General features: G+C 61.7%; 21 protein-coding genes. 11 read left to right on the top strand and 10 right to left on the bottom strand.

Translation table 11 applies throughout. From position 1 onward, the window contains the following. Positions 1–150 precede the first annotated feature (150 nt). The 4 genes from AD663_RS20980 to AD663_RS20965 all read left to right on the top strand — a co-directional run bounded on the left by AD663_RS20980 (position 151) and on the right by AD663_RS20965 (position 2,832). Positions 151–846: an OmpA family protein gene (locus AD663_RS20980; RefSeq protein ID WP_003184714.1), complete on the top strand. Its 696-nt coding sequence runs from the start codon at positions 151–153 to the stop codon at positions 844–846. A 90-nt stretch (positions 847–936) separates the two neighbouring features. Beyond that, positions 937–1,662, top strand: a complete 726-nt coding sequence (locus AD663_RS20975) for an OmpA family protein (protein ID WP_003184712.1) — start codon at positions 937–939, stop codon at positions 1,660–1,662. 146 nt (positions 1,663–1,808) lie between these two features. After that, the gene (locus AD663_RS20970) at positions 1,809–2,081 is read left to right on the top strand and encodes a DUF1145 domain-containing protein (RefSeq protein WP_003184710.1); all 273 of its coding nucleotides are present in this window, start codon (positions 1,809–1,811) and stop codon (positions 2,079–2,081) included. Next, positions 2,074–2,832, top strand: coding sequence for a hypothetical protein (locus AD663_RS20965; RefSeq protein ID WP_053214474.1), 759 nt, complete (start codon positions 2,074–2,076; stop codon positions 2,830–2,832). Before AD663_RS20970 ends, AD663_RS20965 begins: the two co-directional genes overlap by 8 nt. A gap of 123 nt (positions 2,833–2,955) precedes the next feature. Here AD663_RS20965 and AD663_RS20960 read toward each other — a convergent pair whose 3' ends face one another. Beyond that, positions 2,956–3,420, bottom strand: a complete 465-nt coding sequence (locus tag AD663_RS20960; protein WP_053214473.1) for a CopD family protein — start codon at positions 3,418–3,420, stop codon at positions 2,956–2,958. 99 nt (positions 3,421–3,519) lie between these two features. Between AD663_RS20960 and dinG the strand changes: the two genes are divergently transcribed. From dinG to pdxH, 4 genes are all read left to right on the top strand, one after another. Then, entirely contained in the window at positions 3,520–5,664 is a 2,145-nt protein-coding gene (dinG, locus tag AD663_RS20955; protein WP_003184704.1) for an ATP-dependent DNA helicase DinG, read from the top strand. 265 nt (positions 5,665–5,929) lie between these two features. Then, a complete protein-coding gene (locus AD663_RS20950; protein WP_053214472.1) occupies positions 5,930–7,075 on the top strand; it encodes a serine hydrolase domain-containing protein in 1,146 nt (381 codons plus the stop codon). A gap of 117 nt (positions 7,076–7,192) precedes the next feature. After that, complete coding sequence (locus AD663_RS20945) at positions 7,193–8,314, top strand: OmpA family protein (RefSeq protein WP_003184700.1); 1,122 nt, start codon at positions 7,193–7,195, stop codon at positions 8,312–8,314. Between the two features lie 24 nt (positions 8,315–8,338). Further along, complete coding sequence (gene pdxH / locus AD663_RS20940) at positions 8,339–8,986, top strand: pyridoxamine 5'-phosphate oxidase (RefSeq protein WP_003184699.1); 648 nt, start codon at positions 8,339–8,341, stop codon at positions 8,984–8,986. Here pdxH and AD663_RS20935 read toward each other — a convergent pair. Further along, positions 8,934–9,215, bottom strand: coding sequence for a hypothetical protein (locus AD663_RS20935; protein ID WP_050551583.1), 282 nt, complete (start codon positions 9,213–9,215; stop codon positions 8,934–8,936). The genes pdxH and AD663_RS20935 overlap by 53 nt on opposite strands. 170 nt (positions 9,216–9,385) lie before the next feature. On the opposite strand from AD663_RS20935, the gene AD663_RS20930 reads away from it, so the two are divergent. After that, positions 9,386–9,850 (top strand): glycine zipper 2TM domain-containing protein, encoded by a 465-nt coding sequence (locus AD663_RS20930; protein WP_003184697.1) that lies wholly within the window; start codon positions 9,386–9,388, stop codon positions 9,848–9,850. A 278-nt stretch (positions 9,851–10,128) separates the two neighbouring features. On the opposite strand, the gene nhaA is transcribed toward AD663_RS20930, so the two are convergent. Beyond that, the gene (gene nhaA, locus AD663_RS20925; RefSeq protein ID WP_053214471.1) at positions 10,129–11,316 is read right to left on the bottom strand and encodes a Na+/H+ antiporter NhaA; all 1,188 of its coding nucleotides are present in this window, start codon (positions 11,314–11,316) and stop codon (positions 10,129–10,131) included. Between the two features lie 268 nt (positions 11,317–11,584). On the opposite strand from nhaA, the gene AD663_RS20920 reads away from it, so the two are divergent. Next, a complete protein-coding gene (locus AD663_RS20920; protein WP_053214470.1) occupies positions 11,585–12,679 on the top strand; it encodes a PLP-dependent cysteine synthase family protein in 1,095 nt (364 codons plus the stop codon). Positions 12,680–12,827: 148 nt separating this feature from the next. Here AD663_RS20920 and AD663_RS20915 read toward each other — a convergent pair whose 3' ends face one another. From AD663_RS20915 to AD663_RS20905, 3 genes are all read right to left on the bottom strand, one after another. After that, positions 12,828–14,441 carry an NAD(P)/FAD-dependent oxidoreductase gene (locus tag AD663_RS20915; RefSeq protein ID WP_003184691.1) on the bottom strand — a complete coding sequence of 538 codons (1,614 nt, stop codon included), beginning with the start codon at positions 14,439–14,441 and terminating at the stop codon, positions 12,828–12,830. 122 nt (positions 14,442–14,563) lie between these two features. After that, positions 14,564–15,238, bottom strand: a complete 675-nt coding sequence (locus AD663_RS20910) for a COG3650 family protein (RefSeq protein ID WP_003184689.1) — start codon at positions 15,236–15,238, stop codon at positions 14,564–14,566. 61 nt (positions 15,239–15,299) lie between these two features. After that, on the bottom strand, positions 15,300–15,899 hold the full coding sequence (locus AD663_RS20905; protein WP_003184688.1) for a short chain dehydrogenase: 600 nt from the start codon (positions 15,897–15,899) through the stop codon (positions 15,300–15,302). Positions 15,900–16,005: 106 nt separating this feature from the next. Here AD663_RS20905 and AD663_RS20900 point away from each other — a divergent pair, with 106 nt between their 5' ends. Then, the gene (locus tag AD663_RS20900; protein ID WP_003184685.1) at positions 16,006–16,920 is read left to right on the top strand and encodes a LysR family transcriptional regulator; all 915 of its coding nucleotides are present in this window, start codon (positions 16,006–16,008) and stop codon (positions 16,918–16,920) included. Between the two features lie 122 nt (positions 16,921–17,042). Here the strand turns inward: AD663_RS20900 and AD663_RS20895 are convergent, their stop codons facing one another. From AD663_RS20895 to AD663_RS20880, 4 genes are read right to left on the bottom strand one after another with little or no spacing between them, the layout of a single operon-like run. Beyond that, positions 17,043–17,522 carry a DoxX family protein gene (locus AD663_RS20895; RefSeq protein WP_003184684.1) on the bottom strand — a complete coding sequence of 160 codons (480 nt, stop codon included), beginning with the start codon at positions 17,520–17,522 and terminating at the stop codon, positions 17,043–17,045. Beyond that, positions 17,519–18,289: a DUF2063 domain-containing protein gene (locus AD663_RS20890; RefSeq protein ID WP_003184682.1), complete on the bottom strand. Its 771-nt coding sequence runs from the start codon at positions 18,287–18,289 to the stop codon at positions 17,519–17,521. The genes AD663_RS20895 and AD663_RS20890 overlap by 4 nt, the downstream gene beginning before the upstream one ends. Continuing rightward, positions 18,286–19,155, bottom strand: a complete 870-nt coding sequence (locus AD663_RS20885; protein WP_003184680.1) for a DUF692 domain-containing protein — start codon at positions 19,153–19,155, stop codon at positions 18,286–18,288. Before AD663_RS20885 ends, AD663_RS20890 begins: the two co-directional genes overlap by 4 nt. 25 nt (positions 19,156–19,180) lie before the next feature. Next, positions 19,181–19,486 (bottom strand): DUF2282 domain-containing protein, encoded by a 306-nt coding sequence (locus AD663_RS20880; protein ID WP_003184677.1) that lies wholly within the window; start codon positions 19,484–19,486, stop codon positions 19,181–19,183. Positions 19,487–19,703 lie beyond the last annotated feature (217 nt).

The raw sequence follows: 19,703 nt of genomic DNA, 5'->3' as shown, positions 1-19,703 counted from the left end.
ATCATGGCCTAGAGCGGTTTGCGCGCGAGCGGGTCGAACGGCCGTAAACACGCGGCGAAACCGACGAATGCCCAAGGCTGGCGCAGAGTCGAACTCGGGTCTTTACTCCCCTGAATCGGCGCAAAGCCGATCCCTCAAGGAGAAAAACCGATGAGCATCGTTCGGACAGCGTTACCCCTGGTTCTGCTCACCAGTGTGTTGACTGGTTGCGCAGGTTTGCAGAAAACCGACTGGCCGATCTGTGCGGCCACTGGCGGCGTCGTTGGCGCGGGATTGGGCGCCATTGAAAGCAGCTCCTGGATCGGTCCTGGTGCGTTGGTGGCCGGCACTGTGGCAGCGGGCTGGTGCTGGGCTCATGGCGACGGCGACGAAGATGGCGATGGTGTGCCGGACAGCCGCGACAAGTGCCCGGGCACGCCGAAGGGTGTGCAGGTCGATGCCGACGGTTGCCCGCCACCGGCGCCGGCGCCAGTGGTCGAAGCGCCTGTCGTGGTCAAGGAGGAGACCATCGTGATCCGCGACGTGCACTTTGAATTCAACAAAGCCACGCTGACCCCAACCGACAAGGAAGTGCTGAGCACCGTCGCGACCCGGCTGAAACAGGAAACGTCCACCGCGCAGCTGCGGGTCACGGGTCACACCGACAGCGTCGGCAGCAATGCCTATAACCAGCGGTTGTCGGAGAAACGGGCCAATTCGGTCGTGCAATACCTGGTCGAACAGGGCGTGCCTCGTGCCAGTTTTGTCTCGGTGGCCGGTGCCGGCGAAAGCCAGCCGGTGGCAGACAACAAAACCGCCGACGGACGTGCCTTGAACCGCCGCACCGAAATCAAGATAAACCGCTGAACCCCTTTGCCCGCGCGGCTTGTTGAGTTGCGGATGCGGGTCTTTACTCCTGTGTGACCGGTATGGGCCGGTGACACAGGAGCTTTCACCATGAATGTTCTAATCAAGGCCGCCTTGCCGGTGCTGCTGGCGAGCAGCCTATTGTCCGGTTGCGCCACGCACAGCGATGGCAGCGCGCCCCTCAATCAACGCACTTGGCCAATCTGCAGCTTGATCGGCGGCCTGGTTGGCGGTGGCTTGGGTGCGATCGAAAGCAGCGGATGGGCTGCCGGCGGCGCCGCGTTGGGGCTGTTGGGCGGTGGTTTGATCTGCTATGCCCAGGACGGCGATGAAGACGGTGACGGCGTGTTCGACCGCCGCGACCGTTGCCCTGATACGCCTGCCAATACGCCCGTCGAACATCACGGGTGCCCATTGCCGCAATACCCGGCCAGCGCTCCGCCGGTCGAGCCCCAGGCACCGACCAGCGAAGTCATCACCCTCAACGACGCCGGCAAAGTGCTGTTTGATTTCGACAAGTCCAACCTCACCGCAGACGCTCGCAGTCAGCTCGATGGGCTCGTCGGCAAGTTGAGCAATGCCGATGTCGCCAGTATCCGTGTGGTGGGCCACACCGACAGTGTCGGGACCGACACCTACAACCAGGGGCTTTCCGAGCGCCGGGCCAGTAGTGTCGTGGAGTACCTGCTGACCCAGGGGCTGGCGCCCGGCAAACTCACCAGCGAAGGCAAGGGCGAAAGCGAGCCGGTAGCTGACAACGAGACCGACGAAGGGCGGGCGCAGAACCGTCGGGTTGAATTGCATATCAAGCGTTGAGGCGCGGGCCAGGGCTGCCGGGTCGTCGACGAGACGATCCGGCGGGCGGATGCTCGGGCTAGATTAAATTTGCCTGGCCCTCTGGCTTATCCAGCGCGCAAGCCGTTACTGTGCGTGCAAAGAATAATGCTCGACCGGGGGGCCGTATGAAGGTGTTTTGGGGGCTGGGTCGCTTGCTGACCCTGCTGTTCTGGCTGGTGGTGCTGGTCAACTTGATCGTGCCGTTCGTCCAGCCGCTGCATCTGCTGGTCAATCTCGCCGGCGCGTTTTTGCTGGCGCTCCATCTGCTGGAATTACTGCTGTTCAGGGCCAGTTTTCGTGGTCGCCCTGCGCCGGGTCGTGATCGCCTCAGAGTGCTGCTGTTCGGCATCTTCCATCTGCAAACCCTTCCGACCGCGCCAGAGGCTTCCCATGCGTAAATTGTGTCTGCTCGCCGCACTCGTGTGCCCATGGGCTTCGGCCCAAGTGCTCCAGGTAGAAAGCCATTCATTGATGCGCCTGCCCAACACCACCAGCACCTTGGCCCTGGAACGGCTCGACGTGGCCGACTACGGCACGCTGCTGGTGCCGTCCAATGTCACTGAGCTGACCATCGCCCAATTGCACCTGGGGCGTGAAGCGCGAATCGCCATTGTGCCGGCTCAACAGGTGTTGGCAATGAAAGTGGCCCAGGCTGAAATGGCCGATGGCAGCCAGATCACTGCTCGCGGCGCACCCGGCACTTTTACGAAGGCGGCACGGCCGGGGCGCGATCTCAATCTGCGTTTTGAAGCGCTGAATGCACCTTTATTGTCGGTGGATGCTCGCGGTGGTGCCGGTGCGCCGGGCTACGTCGGTCTCGACGGCGCCAACGGCCAGGCGCCGGGTTGCACCTGGGGTTCGGCTGGACGCGGTGCCGACGGCAGCAATGGCAGCGATGGCCAGCCGGGTGCCGCCGGTGCACTGGTGCGCCTGGAGCTGCCTCGCGCCTACCCTGCCGAACAGATCAAGGTGACCGTGGACGGTGGCGTCGGTGGCGCGCCAGGGCCGGGGGGCAAACCGGGCAAAGGAGGCAAGGCCAAGGGCTGCCTCGTCTATACTGCCGATGGTGGCAAAAGCGGCCGCCCCGGAGCAGAGGGCCAGCCAGGGCCTGCCGGCGCGGCGGGGGCAGTGACGGTGCAACGGTTCTAAGATCAGTAGCAAACCCTGTGGGAGCGGGCTTGCTCGCGAAGGCGGTGGGTCAGTGAGTATTCATCTACCAGATACTCCTTCTTCGCGAGCAAGCCCGCTCCCACAGGGGCATTGGAGTTTTTTTCAGAACATCGGCCGCGCCGCGCCAATGGCTACCACCAGCAACCCGATCAACAGATTGATCCCCACCAGTTGGCGAATCTTCCCTAATACTGCCGCACCCGCCGGCCAGTCCTGGGCCGTCACGGCGTTGCGCAACGATGGTAACTGCAAGGCCTGGATCCGGATAAACAGCGCCGTCATCACCACATACAGCCCCATCATGACCTGCACATAGCGCGGCGCGGTTTCGAAGCCGGCGAAGCGCACGTGAACCAGGCCTACGCCGCTGATCGGCAAAAGCACCACTGCCACCCAGACCCAGACGAAAAAACGTTGAAACACTTCTACCCATAACTTGAGTCGAGCAGGGCCCTCAAGCGCCGTCATTGCGGCGGGTCGCAGGATCATCCAGGCGAAGAACATGCCGCCGACCCAGATCAGGGCGGCCAGTAAATGCAGGGTGTAGATAAGGGCAAAGGGTGTCATTGGGTTACTCCGTTCTGCGCAGGATTCATTAGCGGGGTATGATAGCCGCCGATCCGAACCACTGAAAATTTATCCAGCGTTTTTAGCGCCCGACCATTCATGATCAGCACCGAACTCAAAACCACGATCCAGGGCGCCTATTCGCGTTTTCTCGAAGCCAAGAGCCTCAAGCCGCGATATGGCCAGCGCCTGATGATTGCCGAAGTGGCAAAAGTCCTGGGTGACATCGACACCGACGACGAAGGCCGGCGCAGTGGCGAGCCCGCCGTCGTGGCGGTCGAGGCCGGCACCGGTACCGGCAAGACCGTGGCCTACAGCCTGGCGGCCATCCCCACCGCCAAGGCCGCCGGCAAACGCCTGGTGATCGCCACGGCCACCGTCGCCCTGCAAGAGCAGATCGTCTACAAGGACTTGCCCGACCTGATGCGCAACAGCGGCTTGAACTTCACGTTCGCCCTGGCCAAGGGGCGCGGACGCTACATGTGCCTGTCCAAGCTCGACATGTTGCTGCAGGAAGGCCAGGCGCAGACCGCCACGGCCCAGCTGTTCGAAGAAGAAGGCTTCAAGATCGAAGTCGACGAGGCGAGCCAGAAGCTGTTCACCAGCATGATCGAGAAACTGGCCGGCAATAAGTGGGACGGCGACCGCGACAGCTGGTCCACGGCCCTGGAAGATGCCGACTGGTCCCGCCTGACGACCGACCATAGCCAATGCACCAACCGTCATTGCCCGAATTTCGGCCAGTGCGCCTTCTATAAGGCCCGCGAAGGCATGGGCAAGGTCGACGTGATCGTCACCAACCACGACATGGTGCTGGCCGACCTGGCCCTGGGCGGTGGCGCAGTGCTGCCGGACCCGCGGGACACGATCTATGTGTTCGACGAAGGCCATCACCTGCCGGACAAGGCCATCGGCCATTTTGCCCACTACACGCGGCTGCGTTCCACCGCCGACTGGCTGGAGACCACCGCCAAGAACCTCACCAAGTTGTTGGCCCAACACCCGCTGCCAGGAGACCTGGGCAAGTTCATCGAGCAGGTGCCGGAGCTTGCCCGGGAGATCAAGACCAACCAGCAGTTCATGTTCACAGCTTGTGAGCAGGTGGCCGATTTCAAGCCCGGCGAAGACGTCGAGGGCCGTGAGCGACCACGCCATCGTTTTGTCGGCGGGGTGATTCCCGAGCACATGCGCGAGATGGGCATCGAGCTCAAGAAAGGCTTCGCGCGCTTGACCGACTTGTTCACCCGCCTGACCGACCTGCTCAAGGAAGGCATGGATGGCGAGGTCAATATCGGCATCGCCAGCAACCAGGCCGAGGAATGGTATCCGCTGTTCGGCAGCCTGTTGTCTCGTTCGCAAGGCAACTGGGAACTGTGGACCGCATTCACGGTTGAAGACCCGGAAGACAACCCGCCGATGGCACGGTGGCTGACCCTGGCCGAAAGCGGTTCGCTGTTCGACATCGAGGTCAATGCCAGCCCGATCCTGGCAGCGGACATGCTGCGGCGCAATTTGTGGAACGTGGCCTATGGCGCGCTGGTGACATCCGCCACCCTGACCGCCCTGGGCACCTTCGACCGCTTCCGCATGCGTGCCGGCCTGCCGAAAAAAGCCGTGACCGCCGTGGTCCCGAGCCCCTTCCACCATGCCGATGCTGGCGTGCTGCGGGTGCCGGACCTCAAGGCCGATCCTCGGGACGCCGCCGCCCATACCGCCGCGATTATCCGCGACCTGCCGGAACTGGTGGAAGGCTCACGGGGCACCCTGGTGCTGTTTTCCTCGCGCAAACAGATGCAGGACGTGTTCGATGGCCTTGACCGTGACTGGCGCAAACAGGTTTTCATCCAGGGCAACCTGTCGAAGCAGGAAACCCTCAACAAGCACAAGGCGCGGGTCGATGGCGGGGATTCCAGCGTGCTGTTCGGCCTGGCGAGTTTTGCCGAAGGCGTGGACTTGCCCGGTGCCTACTGCGAGCACGTGGTGATCGCCAAGATCCCGTTCTCGGTCCCGGACGATCCGGTGGAAGCGGCGCTGGCCGAATGGATCGAAGCCCGTGGCGGCAACCCGTTCATGGAAATCTCCGTGCCGGACGCCTCGCTGAAGCTGGTCCAGGCCTGTGGTCGCTTGCTGCGTACCGAAGAAGACCGCGGCACCATCACGTTGCTCGACCGCAGGTTGGTGACCCAGCGCTACGGCAAGGCGATCCTCAATGCGTTGCCGCCGTTTCGGCGGGAAATTTCCTGACGGAGCCGCTCTGGCGATGGACGCTGTTGTGGCGAGGGAGCTTGCTCCCGCTGGGCTGCGCAGCAGACCCGAATCCCGGCATCGCGGTGCGCCAGGCTGATCACGACCAGATTTCCGAGGGGGCTGCTTCGCAACCCAGCGGGAGCAAGCTCCCTCGCCACACGGATCAGTGTCCCGCCAGCCGTCCTGTGGCGGTTCCCAAAAACCCTAATGCCTGAAACAATGCCAGCCACTCTGAAAAGTCTTTGTTTCAAAGGAGTTGCGGGTGCAGATTCAAGGTCATTATGAGCTTCAGTTCGAAGCGGTGCGTGAAGCCTTCGCGGCACTGTTCGACGATCCTCAAGAGCGCGGTGCGGCGCTGTGTATCCAGGTCGGTGGCCGCACGGTGATCGATCTGTGGGCTGGCACCGCTGACAAGGATGGCAGTGAAGCGTGGCACAGCGACACCATCGCCAATCTGTTTTCCTGCACCAAGACGTTTACGGCCGTCACCGCCCTGCAACTGGTGGCCGAGGGCAAGTTGCAACTCGACGCCCCGGTTGCCCGCTATTGGCCAGAGTTCGCTGCGGCCGGCAAGGCCTCCATTACCCTGCGCCAGTTGCTCTGCCATCAGGCCGGGCTCCCGGCGTTGCGCGAACTGCTGCCGCCCGAAGCGCTGTATGACTGGCAAACCATGATCGATGCGCTGGCCGCTGAAACACCATGGTGGACGCCGGGCGAAGGCCACGGTTACGCCGCGATCACTTACGGTTGGCTGGTTGGCGAGTTGTTGCGCAGGGCTGACGGTCGTGGTCCGGGCGAATCCATCGTGGCCCGGGTCGCCAAACCGTTGGGGCTGGATTTTCATGTAGGCCTGGCCGACGAAGAGTTTCACCGCGTGGCCCATATCGCCCGCGGCAAAGGCAATGCCGGCGATGCGGCGGCCCAGCGTCTGTTGCAAGTGACGATGCGCGAACCCACGGCCATGACTACCCGCGCATTCACCAACCCGCCGTCGATCATGACCAGCACCAACAAACCGCAATGGCGGCGCATGCAGCAGCCGGCGGCCAACGGCCACGGCAATGCGCGCAGCCTGGCAGGGTTCTACGCCGGGCTGTTGGACGGAAGCTTGCTGGAAGGCGAAATGCTTGACGAGCTGACTCGCCAGCACAGCTTCGGCGAAGACAAGACACTGCTGACCCAGACCCGTTTTGGCCTGGGATGCATGCTCGACCAGCCGGACGTACCGAACGCGACCTACGGCCTCGGCCCGCGAGCATTTGGACATCCGGGGGCAGGGGGCTCCATCGGTTTTGCCGATCCAGAGCATGATGTGGCGTTCGGCTTCGTGACGAACACTCTCGGGCCTTATGTGTTGATGGACCCGCGCGCTCAGAACCTGGCGAGGGTACTTGCCACTTGTCTGTAAAAAGCCATTGAAGGCAGTGGACACAGGAACCTCGTGTCCTTTTCAGTTTCCAAGCGTCTGTTTATGCGGCCGAACCTAGCCTTTTATTTTTCATTCAAATCATTTTGTGGATATCCAATGTCATCGAATAAAACGCTCGCTCTGGCGCTGTGCTTCGCTATTACCGGTTGCGCACAAACCCCACAAAATGATGCCGAGGGCGGCAGTGGCTGGTGGCCGTTCGGTTCCTCCGACAAAGTGGCGGCCAAGGAAACGCCGCCAACGGCACCAACGGCTCCTCTGAAGCCGGCCGCCGTTGCACCCCAAGCCAAGGCCGAGGGTGCCACTCATGGGTGGTGGCCGTTTTCTTCCGACGACGGTGCCGACGTCGCCAAAAAAGATGCAGTGAAACCCGAAGCCAAGCCTGAAGCCAAGGCGCCGGCCATTGCCAAGGCCGAAGCCGAAAGCAACGGCAAATGGTGGTGGCCGTTCGGTGGCAAGGACCAGGAAACCGCCAAGGCGGTGCCGATGCCGGACCCAAAAGTCACCCAGGCCTGGCTCGACGACTACGAGCCGAAGCTGCGCACGGCCATCCAGGACAGCAAGCTGGAACTTGAACGTCGCGACAACGTGTTGGTGGTCACCGCTCCGGTGGACAGCTCGTTCAACCCGGACCGTCCGGCCATGTTGCTGCCAGTGACCCTCGGCCCCTTCACCCGCGTGGCGAAAATCCTCGAGGCAGATCCGAAGACCGCCGTGCTGATTCTGGGTCACGCCGACACGTCGGGCGCTGCACCGGCCAACCTGAAGCTCAGCCAGGAACGTGCCCAGTCCGTGGCGGCGATTTTCCGTCTCAGCGGCTTGCAGCGTGACCGCTTGATGCTGCGCGGCATGGGCGCAGTGGCACCCCGTGCGGCCAATGACAGCGTGGAAGGCCGCGCCTTGAACCGCCGTGTGGAGTTGCTGGTGACCCCGCAGAACACCATGGTTGCGCTGTTGAGCAAATACAACATGCCGGCGCCGGCCCCTGTAACGATGGTGGCGGCCCAGGACGTCAAGCCTGCCGCCCCGGCCCCGACGCCAGCGGCGAAAAAAGCAACGACCCCGGCCACCAAGAAAGCCCCGGCCAAAAAGGCCGCCGCCAAGGCTCCAGCGAAAAAAGCGCCGGCCAAGACCACGACCCCGGCGAAGAAACCCCAACCGGCCAAAGCCGCCACCGATACCAAGAAAGTCGCGGCTGCCGATACCTCCAAGCAGTGATGGGCTAACCACAAGGAATGCGTCATGACCCAAGCGCTGGCTGATATGCGCCGCGACTACACCCGCGATGGCCTGACCGAGGCGCAAGCCCCGGCCGAGCCGTTTGCATTGTTCCATCAGTGGTTCGCCGACGCAGTAAAAACCGAGCAGGCCCCGGTGGAGGCCAACGCCATGACCCTGGCGACGGTGGATGCAGATGGGCGTCCGCATTGCCGGATCCTGCTGCTCAAGGGGCTGGATGCCCAGGGCTTCACATTTTTCACCAACTACGACAGCGCGAAGGGGCAGCAACTGGCTGCGAACCCATTCGCGGCGATGACGTTTTTCTGGCCTTCCCTGGAGCGCCAGGTGCGAATCGAAGGCGAGGTGGTGAAGGTGACGGCGCAGGAGTCCGACGCCTATTACCAAGTACGCCCATTGGGCAGTCGTCTTGGGGCGTGGGCTTCACCCCAGAGCCGGGTAATTGCCGGACGCGGTGAGCTGGAAGACCTGCTCAAGGCCACCGAACAACGTTTCAGCGACAGTCAGCCTCATTGTCCGGAGCATTGGGGCGGTTACCGCTTGCTGCCCGAGCGCATCGAGTTCTGGCAGGGCCGCCCGAGCCGCCTGCACGATCGCCTCAACTACCGCCTGCAAGGGGCAAGTTGGATTCGCGAGCGCCTGGCGCCTTAGCCCCATAACCTGCCGCAGCGGTGTGCAGCCACTGCGGCAGATCCCGGCGCTTGATTCCCTGCTCCCGGGCGTGGGCCAGTTGTTCCAGCATGTAGGCCTTCTTCAGCTCATCCTTGCCCGCCAATGACAGCGCCAGGTCGCGGTCCATCCAGCGTTTGATCCGCACGTAGAGCCACCAATGGAAATACAGACCGGCAACGGTGGTGGCGATGATGATGAAGTAATCCATGAAAAAATCCTGGGTGGATGACGCAGGTTTCGGAAATTGGCGCTACTGTTTGGTGAATTTTTCGGGTGCGCCTGTATCCCACCTGAATGAAAGCAATTTTATCCCGGCCAGGCCGTGACAGGCGTCAAGCTGCGGAGTTTAATGAATCACTGTCTTTTGGAGTGGATCCTATGCGTAAGTCTGTTTTGCTGGTTGCTTCTTTTTCCACGATGGCGATGTTGCTCACTGGCTGTCAGTCGAGCCTGACCGGTGACTCTTACTCCCGTGACGAAGCGCGTCGCGTGCAGACGATTCGTATGGGGACTATCGAGTCCCTGCGTCCAGTGAAGATCGAAGGCACCAAGACCCCGATCGGCGGTGCGGCAGGTGCGGTGGTTGGTGGTGTCGGCGGCAGCGCCATCGGTGGTGGCCGTGGCAGCATCGTCGCCGCAGTGATCGGCGCCGTGGCGGGTGGGCTGATCGGCTCCGCTACTGAAGAAGGCCTGACTCGGACGCAGGGTGTGGAAATCACCGTTCGCGAAGACGATGGCAGCATGCGTGCCTATGTGCAGCAGGTGCAGGAGAACGAGGTGTTCCGGGTGGGTGAGCGGGTTCGTATTTCTACTGTGGATGGTACGAGTCGCGTATCGCACTGATTTACGGGCGGGACTCATGACCAAAACGCCCTTGTCCTACCACGTGGTTCCTCGCCTGGGCTCGGCATGCCCTCATGGTTAACGGGGGGCCCAGATCAAAAGCTAGCGCGAGGCGGCCTTATAACTGGCCTGTCTCTTCGGCTGTAACCCGATCCAATTGTGGGAGCGAGCCTGCTCGCGAAGGCAGCGTCATAGCCAATGAAATTGTTGGATGTGCCGGCCTCTTCGCGAGCAAGCCCGCTCCCACAGGGACGGCGGGCGTATATGAGATGTCCTAATCAGGACCCCAGCACCGCCTGCTTTCTGCTGGCTGCTGCCACCACCGCGTAACCTAACAACGCCGCCAGGATCGAACCGGTGAGGATTCCCATACGGTCCATGCCCGCGTAGTCGCTCACACCAGGCTCGAACGCCAGGGAGCCGACGAACAGGCTCATGGTGAAACCAATACCGCACAAGATCGCCACGCCCAATATCTGGCCCCAGTTGGCCCCGGCCGGCAGGCTGGCGATGCCGATTTTCACGGCCAGCCAGGTCAGGCCGAAGACGCCAACGGTCTTGCCCAGCAGCAGCCCGACGGCAATGCCCATCGGCACGTGGTGGGTGAAGCTTTCGACGGTGACGCCGCTCAGCGACAGGCCGGCATTGGCGAAGGCGAACAGCGGCAGGATGCCGTAGGCCACCCAGGGATGCAGGGCATGTTCCAAGGTCAGCAGCGGTGAGGTTTCGGCGTTTTTCGTGCGCAGCGGAATGCAGAACGCCAGGGTCACTCCGGCCAGGGTGGCATGGACACCGCTCTTGAGCACACAGACCCAGAGAATCAGGCCAACGACCATGTAGGGCCCGAGCTTGACCACGCCCATTCGGTTCATTGCCACCAGCGCGGCGATGCAGGCCGCGGCCAGCATCAGTGACAACGTGGACAGGGCACCGGAGTAGAAAATGGCGATGATGATAATCGCGCCCAGGTCGTCGATGATCGCCAGGGTCATCAGGAACAACTTGAGTGACACCGGCACCCGCTTACCCAGCAAGGCCAGTACACCGAGGGCGAAAGCGATGTCGGTGGCGGTCGGGATCGCCCAGCCTGCGAGGGCGGCGGGATTGTCGCGGTTGAGGAACCAATAGATCAGCGCAGGCACCAGCATGCCGCCGATCGCCGCCGCGCCAGGCAAGACGATTTGCGAAGGTTTCGACAGTTGCCCATCGAGCACCTCACGTTTGACTTCGAGGCCGATGAGCAGGAAAAACATCGCCATCAGGCCGTCGTTGATCCACAGCAGCAGAGGCTTGGCGATCTTCAGGGCGCCCACCTGGGCGACCACCGGCGTATCCAACAGGCCGTTATAGAGCCAAGAGAGGGGCGAATTATTGATGACCAGCGCCAGCACGGCGGCGGCGATCAGCAACAGGCCGCTGGCCGCTTCGAGTTGGAAGAAACGTGTCAGAGAATTGCGTAGAGCCAAGATTGCTCTCCATTCATCGAATCAAAAAGATGGCACACCCTAACCCGTACTGTTAGTTGTTAAAACAAAAGTTATATTCTTTTTTGTTATATGTCGTTACAACGCCTTTGCCAGGCGGTCGGGCAGTTACCGGTCATATTGGACCTTAGCTGTACCTGTGCGCGATGTCGGTTTTTTCCTAAGCTTGTGACTGGTTTTTCCGAAACCAGGCCGTACCTGGCTGACCGCGCGGTTTCCCTGCGTCGAACCGATCCTGTGAGACAACACCATGAATGAGCACCGCCAATGGGCGCGTGAAGCGATCCGTATCATTGAAGCTGACTTCCAGCGCAGCGCCGATACTCACCTGATCCCGCTGCCGCTGCCCGGCTTGCCAGGCATCGAGCTGTACTTCAAGGATGAATCCAGCCATCCCACCGGTAGCCTCAAGCATCGATTGGCACGGTCGTTGTTTCTCTACGCATTGTGTAACGGCTGGCTCAAGCCGGGTGCTCCGGTGATCGAAGCCTCCAGCGGCTCGACGGCGATCTCCGAAGCGTACTTCGCCAGGTTGTTGGGGTTGCCATTCATTGCGGTGATGCCCGCCACCACCTCTCGGGAAAAAATCGCACAAATCGCCTTCTACGGCGGCCAGAGTCATCTGGTGGATGATCCTACGCAGATCTACACCGAATCCGAACGCCTGGCCCGCGAGCACGACGGCCACTTCATTGACCAGTTCACCTATGCCGAACGGGCCACGGACTGGCGGGCCAACAATAATATTGCCGAGTCGATTTTCCAGCAGATGCGCTTCGAGCGGCACCCGGAGCCGAGCTGGCTGATTTCCAGTCCTGGTACCGGCGGCACTACGGCCACCCTGGGGCGCTACGTTCGCTATCGTCAACATGGCACTCGCGTGTTGTGTGCCGACGCCGAGCGTTCGGTGTTCTTCGACTACTACCGCAGCGGCGATGCCAGCCTGCGCCTGGATTGTGGCTCGCGCATCGAAGGCATTGGCCGGCCGCGAGTCGAAGCGTCGTTTTTGCCGAAAGTCATCGATGCGATGGTCAAGGTGCCTGACGCCTTGTCGCTGGCAGCCATGCACTATCTGGCCCAGCGCCTGGGACGGCGGGTCGGTGGTTCCAGCGGCACCAACCTGATAGGCGCATTGATTGCCGCGCGGGAGATGGTGGAAGCCGGCGAGTCGGGGTCGATCGTGGCGATCTTGTGCGATGGTGGCGAGCGCTATGCGACCACCTATTACGACCCGGTGTGGCTCAAGGCCCAGGGGTATGAATTGAGTGAACTGATGGATGTCGTGGCGGCAAGTGTGGAGCGGGGCGAGGCGCTGCCGGAGAGTGTCCTGCGGGCCAATATCTGACCTTGAAGACACTTAGGTCTTTTGTGGGAGCGGGCTTGCTCGCGAAGGCGGTGGGTCAGTCAACTTATCGGTGAATGATGTACAGCATTCGCGAGCAAGCCCGCTCCCACAGGGTCATGCTATCTACTTAGCCTGAGTCATTGGCCCCTCAGGCCTCGAGGCCGAGGATGTCCCGCGCCACGGCCTCGGCAATGCGGATTCCGTCCACGCCTGCCGACAGGATCCCCCCCGCGTAACCAGCACCTTCGCCGGCGGGGAACAGGCCCTTCACGTTCAGGCTCTGCAGCGACTCATCGCGGGTAATGCGCAGGGGCGATGAAGTGCGGGTTTCGATACCAGTCAGCACGGCATCATGCAGCGAGTAGCCGCGGATCTGTTTCTCGAACGCCGGCAAGGCTTCGCGGATGGCCTCGATAGCAAAGTCCGGCAGGGCCAGGGCCAAGTCGCCCAGCGAGACGCCCGGCTTGTAGGAAGGTTCGACGCTGCCCAGGGCCGTCGATGGCTTACCGGCGATGAAATCACCCACCAGTTGCGCCGGCGCTTCGTAGTTGCTGCCGCCAAGCACGAAGGCGTGGGATTCGAGGCGTTCCTGCAACTCGATCCCTGCCAGCGGACCGCCCGGATAATCCACTTCCGGGGTGATACCCACGACGATGCCGGAGTTGGCGTTGCGCTCATTGCGCGAATATTGGCTCATGCCGTTGGTCACGACGCGGTTCGGCTCGGAGGTCGCCGCCACCACGGTGCCGCCCGGGCACATGCAGAAGCTGTACACCGAACGGCCATTCTTGGCGTGGTGCACCAGTTTGTAATCGGCGGCGCCGAGTTTCGGGTGCCCGGCGTATTTGCCCAGGCGCGCGCTGTCGATCAGCGATTGCGGATGTTCGATACGGAAACCCACCGAGAACGGCTTGGCCTCCATGTAGACGCCGCGGCTGTGAAGCATGCGGAAAGTGTCCCGGGCGCTGTGGCCCAAGGCCAGGATCACATGTTTCGAATGAATGCGTTCACCACCGGCCAGTTCGACGCCGACCAGTTGGCCGTCCTCGATCAGCACATCGGTGACCCGCTGCTGGAAGCGCACCTCGCCCCCCAGGGCGCGAATCTGCTCACGCATGTTTTCCACCACGCCGGTCAGGCGGAACGTGCCGATGTGCGGCTTGCTGACGTAGAGGATTTCTTCCGGTGCCCCGGCCTTGACGAATTCGTGCAGGACTTTGCGGCCGAGGAATTTCGGGTCCTTGATCTGGCTGTAGAGCTTGCCGTCGGAGAATGTCCCGGCGCCCCCTTCACCGAATTGCACATTGGACTCGGGGTTGAGCACGCTTTTACGCCACAGGCCCCAGGTGTCCTTGGTGCGCTGGCGGACTTCCGGGCCGCGCTCCAGGACGATCGGCTTGAAGCCCATCTGTGCCAGCAACATCGCGGCGAAGATCCCGCAGGGTCCGAAGCCGACCACGATCGGGCGCTCGCTCAGGTCAGCCGGCGCCTGGCCAACCACTTTGTAGCTGATATCCGGCGCTTCGTTGACGTTACGGTCATCGGCGAACTTGCGCAGCAGGGCGGCTTCATCGCGTACCGCCAGGTCGATGGTGTAGATGAAGCACAGTTCGGAAGATTTCTTGCGCGCATCGTAGCTGCGCTTGAACAAGGTGAAGTCGAGCAGATCATCGCTGGCGATGCCCAGGCGCTGCAGGATGGCAGGGCGCAGGTCTTCTTCGGGATGATCGATCGGCAGCTTGAGTTCGGTGATTCGTAACATGACGGGGATCCGGTTCGCGGGGCGCACAACTGCGCCAAGGCGTTTGAAGCCGGCGATTATAAGCTGCAATCCCCGGTTCCCCTACAATGCTGTTCACTTAAAGCAGCCGTGACACAACGGAATCAGTCGTTACGTGCGCCACCGAAATAGGCGCAGCCGCGCTGGACCTGGCCATTGACCCGCAGTTCGGCGCTCATGTGTTGCACGCTGCCGGTCACGCTGTCGACGCAGCGCTGGGGCGCAACCCAGAGTTCGACCTTCTGGCCATTGGCTTCGGTGCTGAGGTTGAACCGGCCGTCGCCCAGTTGCTCCTCCATGAAAGGCACCGCCAGTGGCGCTTGGCCCTCGCGCTCGAGCACCAGGCCCTTGCCGTTGGCCTTGAGGTTCCACTCAGGCCCGTGGCCAGCGGCGCGCAGGATCAACAATTTGAAGTTCACGTCGTCGCAAGCAGTCCCCGAGCGCTCCAGGCGATACAGCTGTTCCAGGTTCAATTGGCTATCGGTTCCGGCCGTCGCGCTGGAGACGACATAGCCCCGGACATCGGCAAACAGCTTGCCCCGGTCATCCGCCAGGCTGGCGGCCTGCTGCAGCACACTGGTGCCACCGCTGTCGTTGACGATGTATCGGCGCTGTTCCTGGCAGGGCTGGAACACCAGCTTGCCATCGGCTGCGGTGAGTTCGCCCTGCGTGCGCGTCTGGCCGGCATGGGAGGCGCTCTGACGCGGTGCGTCGAGCAATTGACAGCCGGCGAAGAGCGGCAGGAGGGCGACAAACAGCAGGGAGCGGGCGGCACGCATCATTGGGTCTCCAGACAAGTGCCGCCACGTTACTCAGACTGATCCTGCATCACAAGGGGAGTTAGCCCACGTGAAACGTCTGACCGGTCTGTAGGCCTTCGACGCTCTTGGCGTAAGCCAAGGCGACATCAGCCGCCGGCACCGGCTTGAAGCCGCGGAAGTAGGGGGCATATTTGTCCATGGCTTCGAGCAAGACGTTCGGGCTCACCGAGTTGACCCGCAAGCCCCGTGGCAATTCGATTGCCGCCGCCCGCACGAAACTGTCCAGAGCACCGTTGACCAGGGCCGCCGACGCGCCGCTCTTGATCGGGTCGTGGCTGAGCACGCCGGTGGTCAAGGTGAACGACGCACCGTCGTTGGCGTATTCGCGACCGATCAGCACCAGGTTGACCTGGCCCATCAGTTTATCCTTCAGGCCCAGGGCGAAACTTTCTTCCGTCATATCGCCCAAGGGTGCAAACGTGACATTGCCAGCCGCGCAGACCAGGGCATCGAAGCGACCGGTCTTTTCGAACAGGGCGCGGATCGAGGCGCTGTCGCTGATGTCCACGTGCAGTTCACCGCTTTGGCGACCGATCCGAACGATTTCGTGGCGCGGCGACAGTTCATTATCAATGGCCGAACCGATGGTGCCATTGGCGCCGATCAACAGGATTTTCATGAGTGGGTCCTCAAAGGGTGTGAATGAGCTTGTAGTCTAGAGCGGATTTTTCCAGCGATAATCCTGCTAATAGGCAACCTTTGGTTTTCATTTGGAAACAATCCCGATGAGCGAGATGGATGATTTGGCGGCATTTGCCGTATTGATGGAGGCCGGCAGCTTCACCCTGGCTGCCCAACAATTGGGATGTAGCAAAGGCCAGTTGTCCAAGCGGATCAGCGGATTGGAAAGCCGGTTTTCCGTGGTGTTGCTGCAACGCACCACGCGACGCCTGAGCCTTACGGCGGCTGGGGCGGCGTTGTTGCCCCAGGCCCAGGCATTGCTGGTGCAGGTGGAAAGGGCGCGTCAGGCGTTGGCGCGGTTGAAGGACGATGTTTCCGGGCCGGTGCGCATGACCGTTCCTGTTTCGCTGGGCGAAACCTTTTTTGAAGGTTTGCTGCTGGAGTTCGCGCGCACCTATCCCAACGTACAGATCGAGTTGGAACTGAACAACGGTTACCGTGACTTGACCCGCGATGGTTTCGACCTGGCGATCCGCTCCGACGCCGCCATCGACGATCGCCTGGTGGCCCGGCCGCTGTTGGCGTGGCACGAAATGACCTGCGCCAGCCCGGCTTACCTCGAGCACTATGGCGAACCCGAGACACCCCAAGCCCTGGCTGACCATCGCTGCTTGCTGAACAGCCATTACAGTGGTCGGGAAGAATGGCTTTATCACCAGCAACACGAATTACTGCGGGTCCGGGTGTCGGGGCCGTTCGCCAGCAATCACTACAGCCTGTTGAAGAAAGCTGCCCTGGCTGGTGCAGGTATCGCTCGGTTGCCGTCTTACTTGCTGCATGAGGAACTGGCCGATGGACGCCTGCGCTGGTTGTTGCGCGATTACCAGACCCGGCGCATGCCGATGTACCTGGTGCATCCGTATCAGGGGGGCTTGCCCAAGCGCACCCAGGTGCTGGCCGACTATTTGATCGACTGGTTCAAGCGCAGCGGCGAGGCACTGGATCGGCTGCAGCGATAGTCCATTCGTTGGATACCCTTTGTGGGAGTGGGCTTGCTCGCGAAGGCGGCGGCACATTAGGCATTTATGCAAGCTGATCCACCGCCTTCGCGAGCAAGCTCGCTCCCACAGGGGGGCTGTGTTCAGTTGTGGGCGTAACGCTTGGCAATCAGATGATCGATCGACAGCACCCCCGGCCCATGGGCTATCAGGTAGAGCAAGACCGCCGCCCAGGTGCCATGGGTCGGGTAGGCATCCGGGTAGACGAACAGTTGAATGGTCAAGGTCATCCCCAGCAAGGCCAGCGCGGATAAGCGTGTCGCCAGACCCAGCAGAATCAGCACCGGGAACACATGCTCGGCGGAGGCCGCCAGGTGCGCGGCCAGTTCCGGCGACAGCAACGGCAAGGCGTATTCGCTTTTGAACAAGGGAATGGTGGAGTCCGCCAGATGCGGCAGGCTGATCTGGAAGGTGCCGTCGAACAGGTCGATGGCCAGGCCTTCGATTTTGGTTTGGCCGGATTTCCAGAACACCGCGGCGATGGAAAAACGGGCAATAAAGGCGATCAGGCTATGAGGGATTTTCTCCAGCCATTGAATGAAACCAGCAATCAGAGCGTTCATTGGGTTACCTGTGCAGGTAGGAGATCAATAATGGCTTGATGGCGGATGAGCCCCGCCAGGATGTGCTTCAGGTTGAGATCGGTGTGGTGCTCGATTGCGGCCTCCATGGCCGTCGTAAGGGGCAGGCCCTGCTGCAAGGAAGTGATCAAGGCAAGGGCGCCGTGACTGATTGCGAGCACCTCCACGTCGAGGCCGTTGCGCAGTAACAGTGCGTTTTGCGCAGAACGCGGTTCGAACGGTACCGGAGGCTCTTGCTGATGGGCGGCCCAGATCGCGACCACCGCGAAAGGTGATTGCAGCAGGCGCAGTGATGGGTGAAAAACAAACTTCAAATCCGCTGCAAGCGCAGGGGACGACAGCACTTCCACGATTCGCGCCTGGCTCATGGGCTGGGCGTCGGCTGCATGCCCAGCCTCGACTTGCAGCCGCTCCAGGCGGGCTACGTCCGCCAAATAGGGCACGCAGGCGGCGGGTTCGAAATGTTCGATAAAGTTGGCAAACTCGGCGCCGTAGTCGCTCATGATCGGGCTGCGCGGTGCTGCTAGTTGAATGTATACATCGGCCATGCCTTGGAAAAATGCCTTGCCCACCAGTTGCGCCACCACGGGGTAATTGTCGGCCAAGGCGTTGATCAATGAGCTGAGCACGTTGTTGCGGTACACCGCGAAGCGGCTCTCAGGATCGGCGCCATTGGCGCTGATCAGTCCCGGCGGACAGGCCAGGCGCGGGTCGAGCAGGGCCGCGGCAAATTCGCTCTGGCGTTTCATGGCCGGGCTCCAGCGGTGCTTAACAGTCGCTCGGCCTGGCGTGCTTCGGTCAGTAGCACCTCCAATGCGGGGATGTGGTTGTCCCGCTCGATCAGGGTGGCTACCGGCCCGGTCTGTTCCAGGACCTTGCGATACAGCCGCCAGACTTCGTTATCGATGAGGGCGCCGTGGTTATCTATCAGCAGACGCTCGCCGAGGCTGTCGGTGTCTTCGGCAAAGCCGGCCAGGTGAATTTCCCCGGTCGCTTGCAGGGGCAGGGCGTCGAGGTAGGCCAGTGGATCGCGGCAGTGGTTGACGCACGAAACGTAGAGGTTGTTCACATCCAGCAGCAGACCGCAGCCGGTGCGACGAATGACTTCGCTAATGAAGTGTGGCTCGTCGAGGGTCGAGGCTTCGAACGCCAGGTAGGTGGCCGGGTTTTCCAACAGCAGCTTGCGTTTGAGGCAGGACTGCACCTGGTCGATGTGTTCGCAGACGCGCTCAAGGGTCGGCTCATCGTAGGCCAGGGGCAGCAGGTCATTGAGAAACACCGGGCCGTGGCTGGACCAGGCCAGGTGTTCGGAAAAGGACTGGGGCTGATAGCGTTCGATCAGTGCGGCCAGGCGCTGCAAATGTGCGACATCCAGCGGCTCCTCCCCGCCGATTGACAGACCGACGCCGTGCAACGACAACGGGTACTGTTCGCGTATCCGCCCCAGGTAGTGATGAAGTGGCCCGCCAGCCACCATGTAATTTTCTGCGTGCACTTCGAAAAAACCCAGATCCGGTAGGGTCTGGAGCACCTCACGAAAATGCTCACTCTTGAGCCCCAACCCTGCCCTTGGCGGCAGCCGGTTATCAGTGGCGAGGGATGGGGTATTCAACATGGTGACGGGCCTCAGGCAGACGCGATCAGGACTTGGCTTTGAACGCTTCGAGCTGGCCGAAACCAGTCGGGGAGGTTTTGCTTTCCAGGGTGGTGCAAGTGCCTTTGGGTACCGATTTCCAGGCGTTGCCCTGATAGTCCATTTTCGCGGTACCGGCGCAGGTGGTACCGGCGCCGGCGGCGCAGTTGTTCATGCCTTTGAGGGCAACACCGAAGCATTTTTCCATGGTGTCGTCAGCTGCGTGGACGGTCGAGACAGCTGTCATGCTCAGGGCAGAACCCAGGGCGAGGACCAGGGCGGTGGCGGACAGGGTGCGGGTCGAAGCAGTCATGATGATTCTCCAGTCATTCAGGGAAATGAACCGGCGTTAGCGCCGGTCTGCTGAACTAGAGAGGGGAGGTGGAGGAGTGTTACAGCGGATTTCGGATTTTTTTTATTTACTGCAAAACCCGTGGCGAGGGAGCTTGCTCCCGCTCGGTTGCGCAGCAACCGCAAAATCTTGGGGCCGCTTCGCAGCCCAGCGGGAGCAAGCTCCCTCGCCACAAAGT

It is taken from the genome of Pseudomonas sp. Q12-87 (assembly GCF_001269755.1).
GTDB classification, from domain to species: Bacteria; Pseudomonadota; Gammaproteobacteria; order Pseudomonadales; family Pseudomonadaceae; genus Aquipseudomonas; species Aquipseudomonas fluorescens_S.
The sequence above is the reverse complement of the archived record's forward strand: the minus strand, read 5'-3'. Positions and strand labels throughout refer to the sequence as shown.

What these genes read in the sequence shown, in the direction of transcription:
- AD663_RS20895 (WP_003184684.1), bottom strand. Translation starts at nt 17,522, where the DNA reads ATGAACGCTCTGATTGCTGGTTTCATTCAATGGCTGGAGAAAATCCCT.
- pdxH (WP_003184699.1), top strand. Translation starts at nt 8,339, where the DNA reads ATGACCCAAGCGCTGGCTGATATGCGCCGCGACTACACCCGCGATGGC.
- AD663_RS20945 (WP_003184700.1), top strand. Translation starts at nt 7,193, where the DNA reads ATGTCATCGAATAAAACGCTCGCTCTGGCGCTGTGCTTCGCTATTACC.
- AD663_RS20920 (WP_053214470.1), top strand. Translation starts at nt 11,585, where the DNA reads ATGAATGAGCACCGCCAATGGGCGCGTGAAGCGATCCGTATCATTGAA.
- AD663_RS20885 (WP_003184680.1), bottom strand. Translation starts at nt 19,155, where the DNA reads ATGTTGAATACCCCATCCCTCGCCACTGATAACCGGCTGCCGCCAAGG.
- AD663_RS20965 (WP_053214474.1), top strand. Translation starts at nt 2,074, where the DNA reads ATGCGTAAATTGTGTCTGCTCGCCGCACTCGTGTGCCCATGGGCTTCG.
- AD663_RS20910 (WP_003184689.1), bottom strand. Translation starts at nt 15,238, where the DNA reads ATGCGTGCCGCCCGCTCCCTGCTGTTTGTCGCCCTCCTGCCGCTCTTC.
- AD663_RS20905 (WP_003184688.1), bottom strand. Translation starts at nt 15,899, where the DNA reads ATGAAAATCCTGTTGATCGGCGCCAATGGCACCATCGGTTCGGCCATT.
- AD663_RS20975 (WP_003184712.1), top strand. Translation starts at nt 937, where the DNA reads ATGAATGTTCTAATCAAGGCCGCCTTGCCGGTGCTGCTGGCGAGCAGC.
- AD663_RS20935 (WP_050551583.1), bottom strand. Translation starts at nt 9,215, where the DNA reads ATGGATTACTTCATCATCATCGCCACCACCGTTGCCGGTCTGTATTTC.
- AD663_RS20960 (WP_053214473.1), bottom strand. Translation starts at nt 3,420, where the DNA reads ATGACACCCTTTGCCCTTATCTACACCCTGCATTTACTGGCCGCCCTG.
- AD663_RS20930 (WP_003184697.1), top strand. Translation starts at nt 9,386, where the DNA reads ATGCGTAAGTCTGTTTTGCTGGTTGCTTCTTTTTCCACGATGGCGATG.
- dinG (WP_003184704.1), top strand. Translation starts at nt 3,520, where the DNA reads ATGATCAGCACCGAACTCAAAACCACGATCCAGGGCGCCTATTCGCGT.
- AD663_RS20880 (WP_003184677.1), bottom strand. Translation starts at nt 19,486, where the DNA reads ATGACTGCTTCGACCCGCACCCTGTCCGCCACCGCCCTGGTCCTCGCC.
- AD663_RS20890 (WP_003184682.1), bottom strand. Translation starts at nt 18,289, where the DNA reads ATGAAACGCCAGAGCGAATTTGCCGCGGCCCTGCTCGACCCGCGCCTG.
- AD663_RS20900 (WP_003184685.1), top strand. Translation starts at nt 16,006, where the DNA reads ATGAGCGAGATGGATGATTTGGCGGCATTTGCCGTATTGATGGAGGCC.
- AD663_RS20980 (WP_003184714.1), top strand. Translation starts at nt 151, where the DNA reads ATGAGCATCGTTCGGACAGCGTTACCCCTGGTTCTGCTCACCAGTGTG.
- AD663_RS20915 (WP_003184691.1), bottom strand. Translation starts at nt 14,441, where the DNA reads ATGTTACGAATCACCGAACTCAAGCTGCCGATCGATCATCCCGAAGAA.
- AD663_RS20970 (WP_003184710.1), top strand. Translation starts at nt 1,809, where the DNA reads ATGAAGGTGTTTTGGGGGCTGGGTCGCTTGCTGACCCTGCTGTTCTGG.